We start from the raw sequence: 20,870 nt of genomic DNA on the forward strand, positions 1-20,870 counted from the left end.
ATGAACAGGCGTGAGACGACGACGGGCGGTGATGGCAGCCGTCCCCTGGCCGCCGGCGCAGGGGCGTCGCGACGGTTCGGCTTCGCCTGGATCGCGGGCTGGGCCGCGGCCGCCCTTGCCGCCGCGGGCCTTGCGATCGGCGTCCACCATCGCGCGCTGGAAGGGGCCTTCGTGGCCGAGGGCGAAACCGTGCATCGGCTGGTCTCGCAGCGCGCCGACCAGCACGATGCGCTGCTCACCAGCCTCGGCGCCATCGTGCGGGCGCCGGGCCCGCTGCGCACCGATCTGGTCGTGCTGCTCGCCGACAGCGTCCAGCGCTTCTATCCGCGGGTGCGGACCATCGCCGTCGTCGATATCGGGGCCGCGCCCCACGCGCTGTTCTCCACCAATCCCTCCGACGCGGCGGCTCCGGCGCCGGCAGCGGTGGCCACGCGCCTTGCCGGCGAGCCGCCCGGGCGCAGCCTCGTGCTGCCAGGGCCGCCGGCATCGGGCCTCTATCACATGGTCAAGCGGGCGGGCGAGGAGCCGGTCGCGCTGGTGCTGACTGTCAATGCCGGGCAGTTGGTGGAAGCGGAACCTGGTGTCGCGGCCGGGACGATCAGCCTCGCCGCGCCGGACGGCAGTCCGATCCTCGCGCCGCCGGACACCCGGCAGGGCCTCGGACTGAACTTCACCCGCGTTCTGGGCAGCCAGAGCCAGCCCCTGACGCTGTCGCTGCGGCGTGATCTCCGGCTCGCCGAGGCCATTCCTTTCGGGACCATCGGCGGCATTGCCGCCGTGCTGGGGCTTTTGGCCTGGCTCGGCCACCGGGTGCTGGCCGAGCGGAGGAGGGCGGAGGCCGCGCGCGGACGGGCGCGGCTCAGCGCCGACGAGGCCAGGCTCGCCCAGGCGACACGCGTCAATGCCATGGGCGAGCTCGCTTCGGGGATTGCCCATGAACTGGCGCAGCCGATCGCCGCCATTCTCAGCCAGTCGCAAGCCGGCGCGCGCCTTGCGAAAGCCGAGCCGCTCGACCGCCAGGCGGTGATCCAGGCGCTCGACGCCAATGCGCGCCTTGCCAAGCGGGCCGGCGCCATTCTCGACCGGCTGCGCGACTATGTCAGACCGGGCGTCCCCGATCGCCGGCCGACATCGCTCGCCGCGCTGATCGCGCATGTCGTGGCCCTGAGCCAGACCGAGCTCGCCGGCCGCGGCGTGCATCTCGTCGTCGGGCCGGTCGATCCGCAGGCGCGGGTTCTGGTCGAGCCGATCGCCATCGAGCAGGCCCTGCACAATCTGATCCGCAATGCCGCCGACGCGGTCGAAGCCCTGCCGCCGGATCAGCGGCGGGTCGAGATTTCGGGCACGCTGTCCGGTGCGACGGCCGAGATCGCGGTCGGGGATCGTGGGGCGGGCCTATCGCCGGAGCTTGCCGCCCGGCTGTTCGAACCGTTTCGCAGCACCAAGCCGAACGGCATGGGGCTTGGGCTCGCCCTGTCGCTGCGTCTCGTCGAGGCCAATGGCGGCCGCCTCTCAGGGGACAACCGGCCCGGCGGCGGCGCGCTTTTTGCCATCACCTTGCCGACGGTCGCGACCGACGAACAGCGCGAGGCGGCTGAATGACCACCCCCTTCACGATCTTTCTCGTCGACGACGATGCGGATGTGCGCGAGGCGCTCGGCTTCCTCTTGAAGACCGCGGGCTACCGGGTCGAGGCCTTTGCCGATGCGGCGGCCTTCCTGCGGCGCGGAGCTGCGGATCATGCCGGGTGCATCATCATGGATATCCGGATGCCCGGCATGTCCGGCCTGCAACTGCTCGAGCAGCTCTCGGCCGAAGGCGACCCGCGGCCCGTTCTGGTGATGACCGGCCATGCCGACGTCAATGCCTGCCGGCGCGCGTTCAAGGGCGGGGCCATCGACTTCCTGTCGAAACCGGTGGACGAGAACGCGCTGATCGAAGCGATCGAAGGCATGCGCGCCGAAGCCGTGGCGCGGCAGGCGAAGGCCGCCGAGGCGGCCGAGGCGCGCGGCCTCCTGGCGCGCCTGACGCCGCGCGAGCGGGAAGTGCTCGACCTCGTCTCGCGCGGCTTCGCCACCCGCGAGATCGCCGAGACCCTGGCGCTGTCGCCGCGCACGGTGGACACCCACCGCGCCCATCTCGCGGAGAAGCTCGGCACCAGTTCGGTCGCCGAAATGGTGCGTCTCCTCCTCGACGAGGCGGCGGCGTCTCGGTAGCGCTACCGATGCGGCTCCGTCTGGTTTCCGATCCCCGTCAGCGGGCATGCCGGGTTATCTGCGCTCCGAAGGCGGCCGACCGGCCGGCCTCGAACGGAGACAGCCCATGCCCTTCCGCGCCCTTCGCCCCGCCCATGCGGCCCTTGCGGCCGGTCTTGCCGCCGCCACCCTCGCGACCGCCGCGGGCGCCCAGGTCCTGACCGAGCGCAACATGCCGCTCGCCATCGCCCAGGAGATCGCCCAGGCGACGGTCGCGGCCTGCGCCGCCAAGAATTTCAACGTCGCGGTGACCGTGGTCGACCGGGCCGGCCAGGTCCGCGCCGTGCTGCGCGCCGACCGCGCCGGTCCGCATACGATCGAGGCGAGCCGGGCCAAGGCCTTCACCGCCGCGTCGGCGCGCAATGTCACGAGCGCCATTGCCGAGACAGCCGAGCGCAACCCGGCCGCCCGCCATCTCGCCGCGATCGACGGCTTTCTGCTGCTGGGCGGCGGCGTGCCGGTCAAGGTCGGCGACGAGGTGATCGGCGCGGTCGGCGTCGGCGGCGCTCCGGGCGGCCATCTCGACGAGGAATGCGCCAATGCCGGCATCGAGGCGGTGAAGGCGAAGCTGCGCTGAAGGCGCGCGAGGTTGGGGGGAGAGGAGGGCCGCGTGCGATATCTGACCATGACGGCCCTTCTCGCCGTCCTCGCTCTTTCCGCAGCCGATCGCCCGGCCGCGGCGCAGACGCCGCCCTCGGCCGCCGAGCTTTCCGCCTATCGCGGGCTGCATGCCGCCGCGGCCCGGGACGATGCTGCCGGGATCGGACGGCTTGCCGCAACCGGCGTGGACTTGAATGCGCGCGATGGCGCCGGCCGCGCGCCGCTGCATGTCGCCGCCTTTTTCGGTCGGCATGCGGCCATGCGGGCGTTGGTTGCTGCCGGCGCCGATCCGCGCGCGCTCGAAAACCGGTCCTACGACATCCTGACCATCGCGGCGGTCAATGACGACCTCGCGACGCTGCGGCTCGGGCTCATGCTGGGCGCCGATCCGCGCGCCGTCACCAGTCCCTATGACGGCACGGCGCTGATCGCTGCGGCCCATCTCGGCCACGAGGGTATCGTGCAGGCCCTGATCGCCGCCGGCGCGCCGCTCGACCACGTCAACAATCTCGGCTGGACCGCGCTGATCGAGGCGGTGATCCTCGGCCGCGGTGGGCCGCGCCATGTCGCGACGGTCAGGGCGCTCGTCGAAGCCGGCGCCCGACGGGACCTTGCCGACGGGCAGGGCCACACGCCGCTGCAGCTTGCCCGCGACCGCGGCTATCGCGACATGGTCGAGATCCTCGAACGGCGCTGACGCGGGCGCGCTCCGCGGCCGCTATCTGACGAGCGCCCGGATCAATCCCTCGGCCGCGCGCGTGAGCGCCGCCGGATCGCCATGGACGCGCTCCATCACGGCGAGCCCGCGGGTGAAGGTCACCACGACCATTGCCGCCTGGGCCGGCTCCAGTGCGAGCCCGGCGCGGACGGCGGGGCGCGACAGCGCCGCCTCGACGACGGCCGCGAGCCGGTCGAGAAAGCCGCCGAGCTTGTCCCTGATGCGTTCGCTGGCGAGGCTGCCGTCGCCGGCGGTCTTGGTCGTCAGGCAGCCGCGCGCCGGCGTGCCCGAGGTCATGTTGGCGATCACCGTGTCGAAGAACCGCCGCAGCACCGGTCCGGCGTCGTCGCCTTCCAGGCTGGCTCTGGCGCCGTCCAGGAAGCGGGCGGCATAGAGGTCGAAGGCGCGCAGGAAGATCGCCTCCTTGTCGCCATAGGCGTTGTAGAGCGAGCCGCGCTGTACGCCGGTCGCCGCGGCGACGTCGAGCATGGAGGTTGCGGCGGCACCCTGGCGCCAGAACAGTGCGAGCGCCTCCTCGAGCATCGCTGCCTCATCGAACTGCCTGACGCCGGCCAATCGCTCCTCCATCGATGGATCTTGACATCATTGTCAAGATTGACATCAATGACAAAAATGGCAGGTCGGCGCACCGGGTGCAAGATCACATCGCCGTCCCATGCATCTCGACCGCACAAGGAGGGATCCGATGATCACCAGCATCACGACGTTCAAGCTGCACAAGCCGATCACGCGGGACGAGGCGCAGCGCATTTTTCAGAGCACGGCCCCCAAATATCGCGGGGTCGCGGGCCTCCTGCGCAAGACCTACATCCTGTCGGAAGACGGGGTGACGGCCGGCGGCCTCTATCTCTGGCGGTCGCGCGCGGATGCCGAGGCGCTCTATACGGAAAGCTGGAAGGCCTTCGTCCGCGAGAAATACGGGACCGATCCCTCGATCGTCTATTTCGAGAGCCCGATCGTGGTCGACAACGTCACCAACGAGATTCTCTCGGACGCATAGGCCGGACCGGCCGGGATATTCTTTCAACGCCACGGCGGCCTTCCGATCCTGAATCGGAAGGCCGCCGCAAGGCTTTGAAATCGTGAGCTTTCATTCACGCGTGGGCGTCGGCCGGCATCTTCGCCGGCGCCGCGGCCGGCACCTCGCCTTGGTGCTTCAGCCGGCGGTTGCCGGCAAGGCGCCGCAGCAGCACATAGAAGACCGGCGTCAGGAACAGGCCGAACAGCGTCACACCGAGCATGCCGGCAAACACCGCGACGCCCATGGCATGGCGCATCTCGGCGCCTGCGCCGGTCGAGGTGACCAGCGGCAGCACGCCCATGATGAAGGCGAGCGAGGTCATCAGGATCGGGCGCAGCCGCAGGCGGCTCGCCTCGATCGCGGCCTGCACCGGCGTGCGCCCGGCAAATTCCAGCTCGCGCGCGAACTCCACGATCAGGATGGCGTTCTTCGCCGACAGCCCGACCAGCACGATGAGACCGATCTGGGTGAAGACGTTGTTGTCGCCGTTGGACAGCCAGACGCCGGCCATGGCGGCGAGCAGGCCCATGGGCACGATCATGATGATCGACAGCGGCAAGGTCAGGCTCTCGTATTGCGCCGCCAGCACCAGGAAGACCAGGAGGATGGCGAGCGGGAAGACGACGAGCGAGGAATTGCCGGCGAGGATCTCCTGATAGGTGAGGTCGGTCCATTCGAAGGCGATGCCGCGCGGCAGCGTCTCCCGGGCAATGCGCTCGACGGCCGCCTGGGCTTCGCCCGTGGAGTAACCGGGCGCAGCGCCGCCATTGACGTCCGCGGTCAGGAAGCCGTTGTAGCGCATGGCCCGCTCCGGTCCGGCGCTCGCGTTGACATGCATCAGCGCGGCGAGCGGCACCATCTGGCCATTGCCCGAGCGCACCTGCAGCTGGCCGATGTCCTCGGCGCGGGCGCGGAACGGCGCGTCGGCTTGCACGCGCACCGAATAGGTGCGGCCGAAGCGGTTGAAGTCGTTGACGTAGAGCGAGCCGAGATAGATCTGCATCGTGTCGAAGACGTCGGTCAGGGTCACGCCGAGCTGGCGCACCTTGGTCCGGTCGATATCGGCATAGAGCTGCGGCACGTTGATCTGGAAGCTCGAGAACAGGCCTGCCAGCTCTGGCGCGCGCGCGGCGCGCGCCAGGAAGGCCTTGGTCGCCTCGTCGAGCGCGGCATAGCCGAGCCCGGCACGGTCCTCGATCTGCAGCTTGAAGCCGCCGATCGTGCCGAGACCCGCCACCGGCGGCGGCGGGAACATGGCGATGAAGGCTTCCTGGATCGCGGCGAACTTCTGGTTCAGCGCACCGGCCACGGCATTGCCCGACAGTTCCGGCGCACGGCGTTCGGCGAAGGGCTTGAGCGTCACGAAGACGATGCCGGAATTCGACGAGTTGGTGAAACCGTTGATCGAGAGGCCGGGAAAGGCGACGGCGCTTTCGACGCCGGGCTGCTTCAGGGCGATCTCGCTCATCCGGCGGATCACCTCTTCGGTGCGATCGAGGGTCGCGCCGTCGGGCAATTGGGCGAAGCCGACCAGATACTGCTTGTCCTGGCCGGGCACGAAACCGCCCGGCACGGCGCGGAACAGGCCGAAGGTGAGGCCGACCAGCACGACATAGAGGCCCATCATCAGCGCCTTGCGCGAGATGATCCGGCCGACCGAAGCGCTGTAGGCGTTCGAGCCGCGGGCAAAGGTGCGGTTGAAGCCGCGGAACAGCCAGCCGAACAGGAATTCGAGCGCGCGGGTCAGCCGGTCCTTCGGCGCGTCATGACCCTTCAGGAGGAGCGCAGCGAGCGCCGGCGACAGGGTCAGCGAGTTGACCGCCGAGATGACGGTCGAGATCGCGATGGTCAGCGCGAACTGCTTGTAGAACTGGCCGGTCAGGCCGGTGATGAAGGCGAGAGGCACGAAAACCGCGACCAGCACCAGCGCGATGGCGATGATCGGGCCGGACACCTCGCGCATGGCGCGATAGGTCGCCTCGCGCGGACCGTGGCCTTCCTCGATGTTGCGCTCGACGTTCTCGACCACCACGATGGCGTCGTCGACGACGATGCCGATCGCCAGCACCAGGCCGAACAGGGTCAGCGCGTTGATCGAGAAGCCGAAGACATACATCACCGCGAAAGTGCCGACGATCGAGACCGGCACGGCGATCAGCGGGATGATCGAGGCCCGCCAGGTCTGCAGGAACAGGATCACCACCAGCACCACCAGCAGCACCGCTTCGAGCAGGGTGTGGACGACCGCGTCGATCGAGGCGCGGACGAACTGGGTCGGGTCGTAGACGATGCGGTAGTCGACGCCGTCGGGCATGTAGCCCTTCAGCTCGGCCATGGTGGCGCGCACCTGGTCGGAGATCTGCAGGGCGTTCGAGCCGGGCGACTGGAACACCGCCACCGCCACCGCCGCCTTGTTGTCGAGCAGCGAGCGCAGCGCATATTCGGAGGCCCCGAGCTCAAGGCGGGCAATGTCGCGCAGCCGCGTCACGTCGCCGTTCGCGCCGGTCCTGACCACGATGTCGCCGAACTGCTCCTCCGTCTGCAGGCGCCCCTGGGCATTGACCGAGAGCTGCAGGTCGAGGCCCGGCAGGCCGGGCGAGGCGCCGACGACGCCGGCGGCCGCCTGGACGTTCTGGGCGCGGATCTCGCGCACCACGTCGCTCGCCGACAGGCCGCGCTCGGCGACCTTCTGCGGGTCGAGCCAGACGCGCATGGAATAGTCGCCCGCGCCGAACAGCTGGATCTGGCCGACGCCGTTGATGCGCGCCAGCCGGTCCTTGACGTTGAGGATGGCGTAGTTGCGCAGATAGGTCATGTCGTAGCGATCGTTCGGCGACAGGAGGTGCACGACCATGGTGAGGTCGGGCGAGCTCTTGACCGTGGTGACGCCGAGCCGGCGCACCTCTTCCGGCAGGCGCGGCTCGGCCTGCGAGACGCGGTTCTGCACCAGCTGCTGGGCCTTGTCCGGGTCCATGCCGAGCCGGAAGGTGACGGTCAGCGTCATCAGGCCGTCGGTCGTCGCCTGGCTCGACATGTAGAGCATGCCCTCGACGCCGTTGATGGCTTCCTCGATGGGCGTCGCCACCGTTTCCGCGATCACCCGCGGATTGGCGCCCGGATATTGCGCGCGCACCACGACCGAGGGCGGCGCGACCTCGGGATATTCCGAGATCGGCATGACGCGCAGGGCGAGGAGGCCGGCCAGGAAGATCAGCACCGACAGAACGCCTGCGAAAATCGGGCGATCCACGAAAAATTTGGACAGATTCATCACGTCCTCCCGCGAGGGGATGGCAGGTTTTTGTCTGGAAGGAGGAAAAAAGCGGCCGCCGCGGCGGGGCCGAGCGGCCGCCCGTTCAGTTCCGGGGCGTCGCCGCCGTGACGCGTGCCTCGGCGGTGTTGCGCAGGTCCATCGGCACCGGCTGGGCCAGCACGCGGTCGCCGGGACGCACGCGCTGCAGGCCGTTGACGATGATGCGCTCGCCCGGCTGCAGGCCGCTCGTGACCACCCTCAGCCCGTCATTGGCCGCGCCCAGCACCACCGCGCGATAGATCGCCTTGCCATCGTCGCCGACCACCATGACGAATTTCTTGTCCTGGTCGGTGCCGACAGCCCGGTCGGTGATCAGCAGCGCCGGCTCGGCGCGGGCCTGGCCCATGCGCAGCCGGGCGAACTGGCCAGGCATCAGCGTGCCGTCGGGATTGTCGAAGACGGCGCGCATGCGCACCGTGCCGGTGCGCGCATCGACCTGGTTGTCGACGAGCTGAAGCGTGCCGCGCACCCGTTCGCTGCCGCGTGTCGCGGTCAGCATCTCCACGGGGATCCGGCCGAGCTCGGCGGTGACGTTGCTGCCGGCGCCAAGCGAATTGAGCGCGCGGGCCACCGCCTGCTCGTCGGCGTTGAAGCTGGCATAGATCGGATTGACCGATACGAGGGTCGTCAGCAGCGGCGCGCCGGGGCCTGCCGGCACGAGATTGCCGACGGTCACCTCGAGCCGGCCGACGCGTCCGGCGACGGGCGCGCGCACTTCCGTGTAGCCGAGGTTGAGGCGGGCCGACTGCAGGGCCGCCTGCGCCGCGCGCAGATTGGCCTCGCCCTCGCGGAAGGCATTGGTGCGCTGATCGAGATCGCGGACCGAAACGACGCGCGAATCGACCAGCTGCCGGCCGCGCGCGAGCTCGGTGCGGGCCAGCGCGACGCGCGCCTCGGCCGCAGCGACCTGCGCCTCCGCCCTTTCGACCTCGGCCGCATAGGGGGCCGGATCGATGGTCACGAGCAGATCGCCCTGCTTGACGAGCGCGCCTTCACGGAAATGCACCGACTGGACCGCGCCCGCGACGCGCGAGCGGACATCGACCCGTTCGACGGCTTCGAGACGGCCGGAGAATTCGTCCCACGCGATGGCATCGCGTGGTTCGACGGTCGCGACCGACACGGGCAGGGCCGGCGGCGCGGCGGCGGCGGGATTGTCGGCGCGCGCCTTCTCGCCGGGGCCGCCGAAGACGGCGACACCGGCGGCGAGCGCGGTCGCGACGAGCAGGCCGGCGACGATCTTGCCGGCAAGGCCGGCGCGACGCGGCGGCTGGTGTCCGGCGGGCCCGGCAGCGGCTGCGGACTGCGGGGCGGCGGGCAGGGCGGGCAGGTTCTGAGGGGACGGATCGGCGGTCACGGGCATGTGCTCCGGAATGCAAAAGAGGGCGTGCTGGCAACAAAGGTTCATCGTCTCGAAAGGAGCGCTTTCGACACGGTGGGTCAGGAAAAAACCGCCGGGCCTTCGGGGCGGCGGCGCGCGCTGGAGGGAAACGCGCGCCGCCGCCCGTCAGGCCCGGACGGGCTGGAGGGAAGCGGGGGCCATCCGCCGACCGGCGGTCTCGGCGAAGAAGGACGCGAACTGACGGCGGGTCTCGTCGACCCAGGGCGCGGTGAGATCGCCGCAGCCGCACAGGATGCAGGGCCAGCCGGTGGGGCCGGCGAGGACCTCGCGGGTGACCGCGACGCCGCAATGTTCGAGCTGATCGGCGTAGCGCAGGCTTTCGTCGCGCATCGGATCGTCCTCGGCGGTCAGGACCAGGGCGGGGGCCACGTCGCCGAGACGGGTGGCGCCGCCCGGGGCGGCATAGGGATGCGAGGCCTTGTCCGCCGAGCCGAGATAGCTGTGCCAGCCATCCGCCCAGCGGCAGCCGACGGGGCCGGCCTCGGCCTCGCGGATCGAGCGGGTGGCAAGGCATGCATCGACCATGGGCGACAGCAGGATCTGGCCGGCGAGCGGCGGGGTCTGCTGGTCGCGCGCCATCAGGGCGAGCGCGGCCGCCAGGTTGCCGCCGGCCTCTTCGCCCGCCACATAGAGCGGCGAGGCCTTGCCGGCGAAGGCGGCGCGGTTCTTGTGGACGTGAGAGAGCGACCGGTACGCGCTCTGCAGCGGCCCGGGAAAGGTCTTCAGCGGGGCGAGCGGGTATTCGATCGAGACCACCACCGCCCCGGCCTCGGCCAGCAGCCCGGCGATCGGGGCGCCTTCTTCCAGCGAGCCGTTGACGAAGGCGCCGCCATGCAGGTGCAGCACCAGGGGCGCGGCGCGCAGGGCGACATCGTTGCGATAGACGCGCGCCCGCACCCGGTCCGGCGCGCCGGTCTCGATGATGTGGTCGGTTGTCGTGACGGTCATGGGACCCAAGCCTCACCTTCAAACAGGGCGGCAAGGCCTCTCGGCCCGGGCACCGTCCTGCGCTGGTGACAAACAAATGGGCCCGCTTGCGGGTCCAATAAATAGGCCTAAATTAATTTCATTGTTTCCAGGGGTGAATAATAGCCCGCCAATCTCACTGGCTGCGGCCGGCCTTCGCAAGCGCGCGAAATGGCCGGTTCTCGGCGCATGCAGGGAAGTACGAGAATGGATCAGCTCGCGGCCATGCGGGCCTTCGTCCGGGTCGTCGAGACCGGCAATTTCACCCGCGCCTCGGATGCGCTGAACACGCCGAAGCCGACCCTCACCAAGCTCGTCCAGTCGCTGGAGAGCCATGTCCAGACCAAGCTGCTCAACCGCACCACGCGGCGCGTGACCGTGACACCCGATGGCGCGGCCTATTACGAGCGGGTGGTGCGCATTCTCGCCGAGGTCGACGAGCTCGACGCCAGCATGACCCTCTCGCATGCCAGCCTGCAGGGGCGGCTGCGCGTCGATGTCGGCACGGTGGTCGCCTCGCTGGTCATCGTGCCGGCGCTGCCTGATTTCCACGCCCGCTATCCGGATATCCAGATCGATCTCGGCGTCTCCGACCGGCTGGCGGACCTGGCCGGCGACGGCGTCGACTGCGTTGTGCGGGCCGGGACCATCACCGACCAGTCGCTGGTGGCGCGCCGGATCGCCGATATTCACCTCATCACCTGCGCGGCGCCGTCCTATCTCGAGCGGCGGGGCGAGCCGAAGCATCCGCTGGAGCTGGAGACCGACCATCACGTCGTCGGCTTCACCCAGCAGCGCACCGGTCGGGTGCGCAGCTACGATTTCCTGAGCGGCAACGAGACGCTGGAGATCACGCCGCGCTATGCCGTGGCGGTCAACGACGGCAATGCCTTCCTGGCCGCGGCGCTCGCCGGGCTCGGCATCGCCCAGGTGCCGGGCTTCATGGCCTGTCCCTATCTGACCGACGGGCAGCTGAAGCAGGTGCTGCCGGACTGGACCAGCCGACCTTTCCCGATGCATGTCGTCTATCCGCCGAACCGGCATCTCAGCAACAAGCTGCGCGTCTTCGTCGACTGGGTCGCCGCCCTGTTCGCCGCCGACCAGCGGTTCCGTCGGCGGTGAGGCGGCCGGCCGGCGCGCCGCCGCGCAGTTAGCGCGCCCGGCCGCCGAGCCAGCCCTGCGCCATCAGGCCGCCGAGAATGATCAGCGCGCCGCCGCCGAGCGAGAGCAGGGAGGGATGGCTGCCGAACATCACGGCGTCCATCGCCATGGCCCAGATCAGTCCGGAGAACTGCCAGGGGGCGAGGCGCGAGGCTTCGCCGCGCCGGAGCGCGCCGGCGATGCAGAAGAGCGCGGTGGTCTGGACCACGGTGAACATGACGACGACGCCGAAGGCCTCGAGCGTCAGGGTGCGCCAGAACCAGATCATGACGCCGGACAGCAGGGCGACGCCGACCACGGCGACCTGGACCACCGTATCGAGGCTGTTGGCGACGTCGCGCAGCCGGCGCACCAGGATCTGATAGAGCGCGTAGGACACCGCCGCGCCGAGCGAGGCGAGGATGCCGGCCGTGGCAGGGCTCGCGTCCGGCCGCACGATGAGCAGCATGCCGACGAAGCCGATGGCCGCGCCGAGCCAGCGGCCGACCGATATCGTCTCGCGCAGGACGAGGCCGCCGAGCGCGGTGAGCAGGAGCGGCGCGGTGAAGCCGAGCGCCGAGGCCGCGGTGACCGGCAGGAGGCTGTAGCCGAGCACGGCCAGCGCATTGGACAGGACGAGAAAGACGGCGGCGACGCGCTGCTCGAGCGCGCGCGGCGGCCGGACGAGCCGGGCGAGCGTGATGCCGCTCGACGGCCAGGGCATCAGGGCAAGGCTCGCCGCCAGGACCAGCGCGCAGCGCAGGAAGGTCACCTGCAGCGCGCTCAGCCCGTAGGTGCTGACCAGGGCCTTCGAGAGCGAATAGCCGAATGTGTAGAGCAGGCTCGCCATCAGCGCGAGGCCGACCGCGACGATCGCCGAGCGGTTCGCCCGTTCCTGTGCCACGCTCGCGGTCACCGCTCGTTGTGCCTCTGCCCGCCGGCGCCCCCGCGCGCCACCCTGCCCATGGGCTCAATGGCAGGCGCGCGGCCGCGCGTAAAGGCGCAGGGCGCGCGGTGCGCCCATGCCGGCCGCGGCCGTCGCTGCGGGCGCCCTCCCGTTTCGAATCCGGCATTCCGTCTAATTGATTGATTTCGCGACCAGTCTTTCGCCTGTGCCACGGTGCGGCCTGTGGCCGCCGCCATAGCCCGGCTGTCGCGCAGGGCTGCCCCCATTTCCCGGCGGCCGGAGGCCGACGCCGTGCCTGAACGCGCCTCGCCGGCCCTCCGCCGCACGGCGGATGGCGCAGGCCGACAAAGGCGCTTGTCGCTCCCGGTCCCTCTGGCAAACTCGCTCGGGCCAGCCCGACAATGGCGACCAAGGGGGACCGATGGACCTGACGAGGACCGAAGAGCAGCGCCTGCTCGCCGAGAGCGCCGCCCGCTTCATCAGCGATCGCCAAGATGCCGGCCGCGGCGCCGGCGCGACATCGCCGGCCTTCGACCCGCAGACCTGGCGACATTTCGCCGATCTCGGCTGGCTCGCCCTGCCCATCGACCCGGACCACGGCGGCCTTGGCGGCGGCGCGGTCGAGGTCGGCATCCTGATGGAGGCTTTCGGCCGCGGGCTGGTCTGCCAGCCCTATCTCGCAACGGTCGTGCTCGGCGCCGGCCTCATTGCCGAACTTGGCAGCGAGGCGCAGAAAAAGGCGCTGCTGCCGCGTGTCGCGGAGGGCACGCTGCGCCTTGCCTTCGCCCATTCCGAAAGGGCGGCGCGCTTCGACCTGGCCGAGGTCGCCGCGACGGCGCAGGGCCTCGGCGAGGGCTGGCGCCTCGATGGCGAGAAGATCGCGGTGCTCGATGCCGATGCCGCCGATCTGCTCATCGTCTCGGCCCGCACGGTGGCCGGCGGCGGCCCCCCTGGTCCGCTCGCGCTGTTCCTGGTCGAGCCGGATGCAGCGGGCCTTGCGCTGCGCCATCATCCGCGGCTCGGCGGCGGCAGCGCCGCGGTCCTCACCCTTCGCGATGTCCGCCTGCCGGCCGCGGCCCGGCTCGGCACGGGCGAGGGCGACGCGCTGGCTGCGGTCGAGGCGGTGGTCGACCGGGCGCTCGCCGCGCTTTCGGCCGAGGCGGTTGGCATGATGCAGGCGGTGCTCGACCGGACGCTGGACTATACCAAGGTGCGCCAGCAGTTCGGTCGGCCGCTCGCCGCCAACCAGGTCGTCCGGCACCGGCTGGTCGACATGGCGGTGCATTGCGACGAGGCGCGCTCGATGGCCCTGCGGGCCGCGCTGAAAGCCGCCTCGACGCCCACGGAGCGGGCCCGGGCGGCCTGTGGCGCCAAGGCCAAGATCGGCGTCGGCGCGCGCTTCGTCGCCGAGCAGGCGGTGCAGCTGCACGGCGCCATGGGGGTGACCGAAGAGCTCGATATCGGCGCCTATTTCAAGCGGCTGCTGGCCTTCGAGACGCTGTTCGGCAGCAGCAACCATCATCACCGCCGTCATCTGAGGCTCGGCGGCGGCACTGCCGGCGGCCTGGACCTGACCGCCGAGGACAAGGCCTTCGAGGCGGAGGTCCGCGCCTTCATCGCCGCCCATCTGACGCCGGAGATCCGCCGGGCGCAGGCGCTGACGCCCTCGGTCTTTTCCGATCCGCAGATCGTCGCGCCCTGGCAGAAGGCGCTCAACGCCAAGGGCTGGGTGGCGCCGGGCTGGCCCAGGGACTATGGCGGCACCGGCTGGACGCCGATGCAGCGCTGGATCTTCGAGACCGAATGCGCGCGCGCCGGCGTGCCCGCCATCTCGCCGATGGGCGTGAAGATGGTCGGGCCGGTGATCATCGGCTTCGGCACGCCCGAGCAGAAGAGCCACTACCTGCCGCGCATCCTGTCCGGCGAGGACTATTGGTGCCAGGGCTATTCCGAGCCCGGCTCGGGTTCGGATCTCGCCTCGCTGAGGACGCGGGCGGTGCGCGAGGGCGACACCTATGTGGTCAATGGCACCAAGATCTGGACCACCCACGCCCACCACGCCAACCGCATGTTCGCGCTGGTGCGCACCGAGGCCGGCGCGCGGCCGCAGGACGGCATCAGCTTCCTGCTCATCGACATGAAGAGCCCGGGCATCTCGATCCGTCCGATCCTGACCATCGGCGGCGACCACGAGGTCAACCAGGTCTTTTTCGACGATGTCCGCGTGCCGGTCGCCAATCGGGTTGGCGAGGAGGGCAAGGGCTGGAGCTACGGCAAATACCTCCTGGAGTTCGAGCGCGGCTCTGGCATCGCCTCGGCGAAGCTCCGGCAGGGGCTCGACCAGATGCTGGCTCTGGCCCGGTCGGACACGACCGGCCGCGCCATCGACGATCCGGATATCGCGCGCGAGGCGGCGCGTATCGATATCGATATCGACGCGCTCGAAATGACCGAGCTGCGCCTGCTCGCGGCCATGCAGGCCGGCGAGCAGCCGGGCGCGGTGTCCTCGCTGATCAAGCTGCGCATCAGTGAGATCCGCCAGGCGGTGACGCGGCTCGGCGTCGACGTGATCGGCCTCGATGCCCTGGCCGTGGAGCCCATGCGGCCGCTCTATGCCCTCAACGAAGAGCCCGTCGTTGCCGAGGAGGTGCTGCCGATCGTGCCCGAGCACCTCAACAGCCGCGCCTGGACGATCTTCGGCGGCACCTCCGAGATCCAGCGCGACATCCTCGCCAAGCTCATGCTCGGGCTCTGACCCGCGGGACAGGGATCGGGGGCGGGCGCCTTGACATCGCCGGCCGACCGGCTAAACCGGCGGCCATGACGACGATCCTGACCCTCTCGGGCCTATATTACGCCCCGCCACAATAGCGGGGGGTGTATCGTCATCTTTCAACCGCTGCGCCGCCAGCGGTTGGACCTCATCCCCGATATCGCAAGGCCGGCGCGGCTCTCCGGAGCAGCAGGAATTCCCGGCCATGATCAGCACCAGCCATCACCTTCGTTCCTCGGACCGCGGCGCGCCCGCGCGCGCATTGCCGTCGGTCGGCCTTATCGGGCTCGGCGCCTTCGGGCGGCTGATGGTGCGGCATCTGGCGCCGCATCTGCCGCTCACCGGCTACGACCCGGCCTTCCCGGAGGCGGCAGGGACGGGCCCCGGCGGCATCGCGCTGGCGAGCCTTGCGACCGTCGCGGCCGCCGATATCGTCGTGCTGGCGACGCCGGTCGATCGGCTGGCCCGTGTGATCGCAGCGATCGGCCCCCATCTGAAGCCAGGGGCGGTGGTGCTCGATGTCGGCTCGGTCAAGGTCGGCCCCGCCGACATCATGCGGCGCAGCCTGCCCGATCATGTCGAGATCGTCGGCACCCACCCGCTGTTCGGTCCGCAGAGCGCGCGTGCCGGCATTGCCGGCCTGAAGATCGCGGTCTGTCCGATCCGCGGCCGCAGCGCCTTGCGCATCGCCGCCTTCCTGCGCCGGACACTCCGGCTCAAGGTCATCGTCACGACCCCCGAAGCCCATGACCGCGAGGCGGCGATGGTGCAGGGGCTGACCCATCTGATCGCCAAGGTGCTGGTGCGCATGGAACCGCTGCCGACGCGGATGACGACGGCGAGCTTCGACCTGGTGGCGCGCGCCGTCGAGATGGTGCGCTACGACGCGCCGGAAGTGTTTCTCGCCATCGAGCGGGACAATCCCTTCGCAGCCGACGTCAGGCGGCGCTTCTTCGCGCTGGCGGCCGAGGTCGACGCGGCGCTCGACCGCGGCCATTCCTAGCCGGCGGCGCGCCGCCGGCAACCGGGGCGGAACGGCCAGGGCCGTCCCGGCGCGCGCCGGCCAGGCGAAAAAAATCGGAGAGAACAAAAAAAGAACTTGTTGTTAAGAACAAACCGTGTACGGTCGATTCATCTGAAGATTCTCGACGTTCCCCTTGCCGCTCGAAGGAGCACACGCCATGAGTCAGGCCGCACTGCGACTCGTTGAAGGTTCTTCCATGGATAAGACCAAAGCGCTCGACGCCGCCCTGTCCCAGATCGAGCGGGCCTTCGGCAAGGGTTCGATCATGCGGCTCGGCAAGAGCGACAAGGCGATCGAGATCGAGGCGATCTCGACCGGCTCGCTCGGGCTCGACATTGCGCTCGGCATCGGCGGCCTGCCGCGCGGCCGCGTCATCGAGATCTACGGGCCGGAATCCTCGGGCAAGACGACATTGGCGCTGCATACCATCGCCGAAGCGCAGCGGCGCGGCGGCACCTGCGCCTTCATCGACGCCGAACATGCGCTCGACCCGGTCTATGCCCGCAAGCTCGGCGTCAACCTCGACGACCTCCTGATCTCCCAGCCCGATGCCGGCGAGCAGGCGCTGGAAATCTGCGACACGCTGGTCCGGTCCGGGGCGGTCGACGTGGTGGTGGTCGATTCGGTGGCGGCGCTGACCCCGCGCGCCGAACTCGAAGGCGAGATGGGCGACAACCAGCCGGGCATGCAGGCCCGCCTGATGAGCCAGGCGCTGCGCAAGCTCACCGCCTCGATCTCCAAGGCCAACACCATGGTGATCTTCATCAACCAGATCCGCATGAAGATCGGCGTGATGTACGGTTCGCCCGAGGTCACCACCGGCGGCAATGCGCTGAAGTTCTACGCGTCCATGCGCCTCGACATCCGCCGGGTCGGCGCGATCAAGGAGCGCGACGAGGTGGTCGGCAACCAGACCCGCGTCAAGGTCGTGAAGAACAAGCTGGCGCCGCCGTTCAAGCAGGTCGAATTCGACATCATGTACGGCGAGGGCGTGTCCAAGATGGGCGAACTGATCGACCTCGGCGTCAAGGCCGGCGTGGTCGAGAAGTCGGGCGCCTGGTTCTCCTACGACAGCCAGCGGCTCGGCCAGGGCCGGGAGAACGCCAAGACCTTCCTGAAGCAGAACCCGGACATGGCCGGCAAGATCGAAGCGGCGATCCGGCAGAATTCCGGACTGATCGCGGAGAAGATCCTCGGCGAGGTCGAGCAGGATGCCGACGGCGAAGAGCCAGTGTGATCGAAGGTCAGGCGCGATTCGAGACGATCAAGGCCGGGTTCGCCCGGCCTTTGTCATTTCAGGGCGGCTTTTCACCCTCAGCCGCGGCTTTTCGGAACCTTTCGGTCTCTCCCGGGAAAGGCCTGCCGGCAGAGCGCGTCCAGGCTCGTCACGGGCATGAGTGAAAGCGGGTTCCCATATCAGGCATAAATGCTCTAGAAACACCCGCCAATGCGACATCGGACGGCGCTATTCCGTCCCAACCGTTAAGTTCGGGCAATGACCGGCGTCAACCAGATCCGCAAGACCTTCCTCGACTTCTTCGCCAAGAACGACCATGCGGTCGTCGAGAGTTCGCCGCTCGTGCCGCGCAACGACCCGACGCTGATGTTCGCCAATTCCGGCATGGTCCAGTTCAAGAACGTCTTCACCGGCGTCGAGAAACGGCCCTATTCGCGCGCCACCACGGCGCAGAAATGCGTGCGCGCCGGCGGCAAGCACAACGACCTCGACAATGTCGGCTATACCGCGCGCCACCACACCTTCTTCGAGATGCTCGGCAACTTCTCGTTCGGCGACTATTTCAAGGACCGGGCGATCGAGCTTGCCTGGAACCTGATCACGCGTGAATACGAGCTGCCGGTCGACCGCCTGCTCGTCACCGTCTACTCCGAGGACGAGGACGCCTTCCAGCTCTGGAAGAAGATCGCCGGCCTGCCGGATTCGAAGATCATCCGCATTTCGACCTCCGACAATTTCTGGCGGATGGGCGATACCGGTCCCTGCGGCCCGTGCTCGGAAATCTTCTACGACCACGGCGACAAGATCTGGGGCGGACCGCCCGGCTCGGCCGAGCAGGATGGCGACCGGTTCATCGAGATCTGGAACCTCGTCTTCATGCAGTACGAGGAGCAGGCGGGCGGCGGGCGCATCGTGCTGCCGCGCCCCTCGATCGATACCGGCATGGGCCTGGAGCGCATCTCGGCGGTGCTGCAGGGCACGCACGACAATTACGAGATCGACCTGATGCGGGCGCTGATCGGCGCGAGCGCGGTGGCGACCGGCGTCGAGCCCGACGGCGAGCACAAGGTGTCGCACCGGGTGATCGCCGACCATCTGAGGGCGTCCTCGTTCCTGATCGCGGACGGCGTGCTGCCGTCCAATGAGGGCCGCGGCTATGTCGCACGGCGGATCATGCGCCGGGCGATGCGCCATGCCTCGCTGCTCGGCGCCAAAGAGCCGCTGATGCACAAGCTGGTGCCGACGCTGGTGCGCGAGATGGGCCAGGCCTATCCCGAGCTGGTGCGCGCCGAGAGCCTGATCAGCGAGACGCTGGAGCTTGAGGAAACCCGCTTCCGCAAGACGCTGGAGCGGGGCCTTGCCATTCTCGATGGCGAGGCCAGGACGCTGGGCGACGGCGCCGTGTTCTCCGGCGATACCGCCTTCACGCTCTACGACACCTACGGCTTCCCGCTCGACCTCACGCAGGACGCCCTGCGCCCGCGCGGGATCACCGTCGACACCGAGGCCTTCGACGCGGCGATGCAGCAGCAGAAGGCCAAGGCTCGCGCGGCCTGGGCCGGCTCGGGCGAAGCGGCGACCGATGCCGTCTGGTTCGGCGTCAAGGACCGGGTCGGGCCGACCGATTTCCTCGGCTACGATACCGAGACCGCGGAAGGCCAGGTGCTGGCCGTGCTGAAGGACGGCGCGGAAGTGCCGGCCCTCGCGGCCGGCGAAAGCGGCCTCGTCGTGCTCAACCAGACGCCGTTCTACGGCGAATCCGGCGGCCAGCAGGGCGATCGCGGCGCCATGACGGGCGAGGGCGTGTCCGCCCGCGTCACCGACACCCAGAAGAAGCTCGGCGACCTGTTCATCCACGCGGTGACGGTCGACCAGGGCACGCTGAAGGCCGGCCAGGCGCTGGAGCTGACGGTCGATCACGCGCGCCGCCAGGCGATCCGCGCCAACCATTCGGCGACCCATCTGCTGCACGAAGCGCTCCGCCAGGTGCTGGGCGACCACGTCGCGCAGAAAGGCTCGCTGGTCGCGCCCGACCGGCTGCGCTTCGACTTCTCCCATCCGAAACCGATCAGCGCGGAGGAACTGGCGCAGGTCGAGGACATCGCCAACCGGGTGCTGCTCGAAAACACGCCGGTCGTCACCCGGCTGATGGCGGTGGACGATGCCGTCGCCTCGGGCGCCCGCGCGCTGTTCGGCGAGAAATATGGCGACGAGGTGCGCGTCGTCTCCATGGGCCTCGCGCCGGAGGGGTCCAATGCCGCCGGCTGGTCGGTGGAACTCTGCGGCGGCACCCATGTGGCGCGCACGGGCGATATCGGCCTCATCTCGGTTGTCGGCGAGAGCGCGGTCGCAGCCGGCGTGCGGCGTCTCGAGGCGATGACCGGCACGACCGCGCGCCATCATCTGGCCGGTCAGGCGAAGAAGCTGGAGGCGCTTGCCGGGCTGATGAAGACGCCGGTCGGCGAGGCCGAGGCGCGGCTCGAAACCCTGATCGAGGACCGCAGGCGCCTGGAGCGTGAGCTCTCCGAGGCGAAGAAGAAGCTCGCCATGGGCGGCGCCGGCGGCGGCGATGCGGTCAAGACGATCGGATCCATCAAGCTGCTGGCGAAAAGCGTCAGCGGCATCGAGATGAAGGACCTCAAAGGGCTCGCCGATGCCGGCAAGGCGCAGGTCGGCTCGGGCGTCGTGGCGATCGTCGGCGTCACCGAGGACGGCAAGGCCGGCATCGTCGTCGGCGTCACCGCCGACCTGACCGGCAGGCTCAACGCCGTCGACCTGGTCAAGCGCGGTTCCGAGGCGCTCGGCGGCAAGGGGGGTGGCGGCCGGCCGGACATGGCCCAGGCCGGCGGACCCGACGGCTCCAAGGCCGACGAAGCGCTGGCCGCGATCGAGGCGGCGCTCGCCGCGGCCTGACCACGGCATGGCGTGATCGCGATATGCGGGGCGGCCGGGAGGCCGCCCTTCGCCGTTCAGAGCAGCTTGCGATACTGGATGAAGCCGGACTTGTCGGCGATGCGGTCATAGAGCTGCATGGCCACCGTATTGGTCTCATGGGTCAGCCAGTGGACGCGGCTCGCGCCTTGTTCGCGCGCATAGTCGTAGACCGCCTCGATCAGCGCCCGGCCGGCGCCGGTGCCGCGCACCGTCGGGTCGACGAACAGGTCCTGCAGGTAGCAATAGTCGCCGATGGTCCAGGTCGAGCGGTGCAGGATGGTGTGGACGATGCCGACCATGCGCTCGCCGTCGAAAGCGCCGAAGGCGCGCATCGGTTCGTTCGCGTCGTGAAAGCGCTGCCAGGTGGCGTCGGTGGTCGCCTGGGCGATGTCGGTCTTGTAGAACACCTGATAGCCGCGCCACAGCGGCTCCCATTGGGCGCGGTCGGCCGGCGTCAGCGGACGGATGGTGACGGGCATGGGCAGTTCCTCCTTCAGCGGAGGAACCCATGCCCGGAGCGGAGGCGGCAGTCCATTGCCGAAAAGTGATCGGACCGATG

At 69.5% G+C, this 20,870-nt stretch carries 16 protein-coding genes and 1 pseudogene; 11 read left to right on the forward strand and 6 right to left on the reverse strand.

Annotated elements, in window-relative coordinates:
* From OZ671_RS20605 to OZ671_RS20620, 4 genes are all read left to right on the forward strand, one after another.
* A complete protein-coding gene (locus OZ671_RS20605; protein ID WP_268862498.1) occupies positions 1-1,602 on the forward strand; it encodes a sensor histidine kinase in 1,602 nt (533 codons plus the stop codon).
* A complete protein-coding gene (locus OZ671_RS20610) occupies positions 1,599-2,216 on the forward strand; it encodes a response regulator transcription factor (protein WP_038305993.1) in 618 nt (205 codons plus the stop codon). The genes OZ671_RS20605 and OZ671_RS20610 overlap by 4 nt, the downstream gene beginning before the upstream one ends.
* 106 nt (positions 2,217-2,322) lie before the next feature.
* Positions 2,323-2,832 carry a GlcG/HbpS family heme-binding protein gene (locus OZ671_RS20615; protein ID WP_038306040.1) on the forward strand — a complete coding sequence of 170 codons (510 nt, stop codon included), beginning with the start codon at positions 2,323-2,325 and terminating at the stop codon, positions 2,830-2,832.
* A 33-nt stretch (positions 2,833-2,865) separates the two neighbouring features.
* Positions 2,866-3,552: an ankyrin repeat domain-containing protein gene (locus tag OZ671_RS20620; RefSeq protein ID WP_268862499.1), complete on the forward strand. Its 687-nt coding sequence runs from the start codon at positions 2,866-2,868 to the stop codon at positions 3,550-3,552.
* A 21-nt stretch (positions 3,553-3,573) separates the two neighbouring features.
* Here the strand turns inward: OZ671_RS20620 and OZ671_RS20625 are convergent, their stop codons facing one another.
* The gene (locus OZ671_RS20625; RefSeq protein WP_268862500.1) at positions 3,574-4,161 is read right to left on the reverse strand and encodes a TetR/AcrR family transcriptional regulator; all 588 of its coding nucleotides are present in this window, start codon (positions 4,159-4,161) and stop codon (positions 3,574-3,576) included.
* 118 nt (positions 4,162-4,279) lie between these two features.
* Here OZ671_RS20625 and OZ671_RS20630 point away from each other — a divergent pair, with 118 nt between their 5' ends.
* Positions 4,280-4,594, forward strand: coding sequence for a YdhR family protein (locus OZ671_RS20630; protein WP_268862501.1), 315 nt, complete (start codon positions 4,280-4,282; stop codon positions 4,592-4,594).
* A gap of 94 nt (positions 4,595-4,688) precedes the next feature.
* Here OZ671_RS20630 and OZ671_RS20635 read toward each other — a convergent pair whose 3' ends face one another.
* From OZ671_RS20635 to OZ671_RS20645, 3 genes are all read right to left on the reverse strand, one after another.
* A complete protein-coding gene (locus OZ671_RS20635; RefSeq protein WP_268862502.1) occupies positions 4,689-7,886 on the reverse strand; it encodes an efflux RND transporter permease subunit in 3,198 nt (1,065 codons plus the stop codon).
* A gap of 85 nt (positions 7,887-7,971) precedes the next feature.
* Complete coding sequence (locus OZ671_RS20640) at positions 7,972-9,285, reverse strand: efflux RND transporter periplasmic adaptor subunit (RefSeq protein ID WP_442957110.1); 1,314 nt, start codon at positions 9,283-9,285, stop codon at positions 7,972-7,974.
* A 150-nt stretch (positions 9,286-9,435) separates the two neighbouring features.
* Entirely contained in the window at positions 9,436-10,278 is an 843-nt protein-coding gene (locus OZ671_RS20645) for an alpha/beta hydrolase (RefSeq protein WP_268862503.1), read from the reverse strand.
* 225 nt (positions 10,279-10,503) lie between these two features.
* Here OZ671_RS20645 and OZ671_RS20650 point away from each other — a divergent pair, with 225 nt between their 5' ends.
* Entirely contained in the window at positions 10,504-11,418 is a 915-nt protein-coding gene (locus OZ671_RS20650) for a LysR family transcriptional regulator (RefSeq protein WP_268862504.1), read from the forward strand.
* A 28-nt stretch (positions 11,419-11,446) separates the two neighbouring features.
* On the opposite strand, the gene OZ671_RS20655 is transcribed toward OZ671_RS20650, so the two are convergent.
* Positions 11,447-12,340 (reverse strand): DMT family transporter, encoded by an 894-nt coding sequence (locus OZ671_RS20655; RefSeq protein WP_268862505.1) that lies wholly within the window; start codon positions 12,338-12,340, stop codon positions 11,447-11,449.
* Positions 12,341-12,764: 424 nt separating this feature from the next.
* On the opposite strand from OZ671_RS20655, the pseudogene OZ671_RS20660 reads away from it, so the two are divergent.
* The 5 genes and pseudogenes from OZ671_RS20660 to alaS form a co-directional block, all read left to right on the forward strand.
* Positions 12,765-13,892 (forward strand): annotated as a pseudogene (locus tag OZ671_RS20660) (acyl-CoA dehydrogenase family protein); the annotation flags it as partial.
* A gap of 15 nt (positions 13,893-13,907) precedes the next feature.
* A complete protein-coding gene (locus OZ671_RS20665; protein WP_268862523.1) occupies positions 13,908-15,098 on the forward strand; it encodes an acyl-CoA dehydrogenase family protein in 1,191 nt (396 codons plus the stop codon).
* 223 nt (positions 15,099-15,321) lie between these two features.
* Positions 15,322-16,119 carry a prephenate dehydrogenase gene (locus OZ671_RS20670; RefSeq protein WP_268862506.1) on the forward strand — a complete coding sequence of 266 codons (798 nt, stop codon included), beginning with the start codon at positions 15,322-15,324 and terminating at the stop codon, positions 16,117-16,119.
* Between the two features lie 178 nt (positions 16,120-16,297).
* Positions 16,298-17,377 (forward strand): recombinase RecA, encoded by a 1,080-nt coding sequence (recA, locus tag OZ671_RS20675; protein ID WP_268862507.1) that lies wholly within the window; start codon positions 16,298-16,300, stop codon positions 17,375-17,377.
* Positions 17,378-17,635: 258 nt separating this feature from the next.
* The gene (alaS, locus tag OZ671_RS20680) at positions 17,636-20,290 is read left to right on the forward strand and encodes an alanine--tRNA ligase (RefSeq protein ID WP_268862508.1); all 2,655 of its coding nucleotides are present in this window, start codon (positions 17,636-17,638) and stop codon (positions 20,288-20,290) included.
* 56 nt (positions 20,291-20,346) lie between these two features.
* Here the strand turns inward: alaS and OZ671_RS20685 are convergent, their stop codons facing one another.
* Positions 20,347-20,790: a GNAT family N-acetyltransferase gene (locus OZ671_RS20685; protein WP_038305975.1), complete on the reverse strand. Its 444-nt coding sequence runs from the start codon at positions 20,788-20,790 to the stop codon at positions 20,347-20,349.
* Positions 20,791-20,870 lie beyond the last annotated feature (80 nt).

The organism is Phreatobacter sp. AB_2022a, from assembly GCF_026847585.1.
Taxonomy (GTDB): Bacteria; Pseudomonadota; Alphaproteobacteria; order Rhizobiales; family Phreatobacteraceae; genus Phreatobacter.

What these genes read in the sequence shown, in the direction of transcription:
- OZ671_RS20630 (WP_268862501.1), top strand. Translation starts at nt 4,280, where the DNA reads ATGATCACCAGCATCACGACGTTCAAGCTGCACAAGCCGATCACGCGG.
- alaS (WP_268862508.1), top strand. Translation starts at nt 17,636, where the DNA reads ATGACCGGCGTCAACCAGATCCGCAAGACCTTCCTCGACTTCTTCGCC.
- OZ671_RS20605 (WP_268862498.1), top strand. Translation starts at nt 1, where the DNA reads ATGAACAGGCGTGAGACGACGACGGGCGGTGATGGCAGCCGTCCCCTG.
- OZ671_RS20685 (WP_038305975.1), bottom strand. Translation starts at nt 20,790, where the DNA reads ATGCCCGTCACCATCCGTCCGCTGACGCCGGCCGACCGCGCCCAATGG.
- OZ671_RS20670 (WP_268862506.1), top strand. Translation starts at nt 15,322, where the DNA reads ATGATCAGCACCAGCCATCACCTTCGTTCCTCGGACCGCGGCGCGCCC.
- OZ671_RS20635 (WP_268862502.1), bottom strand. Translation starts at nt 7,886, where the DNA reads ATGAATCTGTCCAAATTTTTCGTGGATCGCCCGATTTTCGCAGGCGTT.
- recA (WP_268862507.1), top strand. Translation starts at nt 16,298, where the DNA reads ATGAGTCAGGCCGCACTGCGACTCGTTGAAGGTTCTTCCATGGATAAG.
- OZ671_RS20610 (WP_038305993.1), top strand. Translation starts at nt 1,599, where the DNA reads ATGACCACCCCCTTCACGATCTTTCTCGTCGACGACGATGCGGATGTG.
- OZ671_RS20625 (WP_268862500.1), bottom strand. Translation starts at nt 4,161, where the DNA reads ATGGAGGAGCGATTGGCCGGCGTCAGGCAGTTCGATGAGGCAGCGATG.
- OZ671_RS20615 (WP_038306040.1), top strand. Translation starts at nt 2,323, where the DNA reads ATGCCCTTCCGCGCCCTTCGCCCCGCCCATGCGGCCCTTGCGGCCGGT.
- OZ671_RS20645 (WP_268862503.1), bottom strand. Translation starts at nt 10,278, where the DNA reads ATGACCGTCACGACAACCGACCACATCATCGAGACCGGCGCGCCGGAC.
- OZ671_RS20650 (WP_268862504.1), top strand. Translation starts at nt 10,504, where the DNA reads ATGGATCAGCTCGCGGCCATGCGGGCCTTCGTCCGGGTCGTCGAGACC.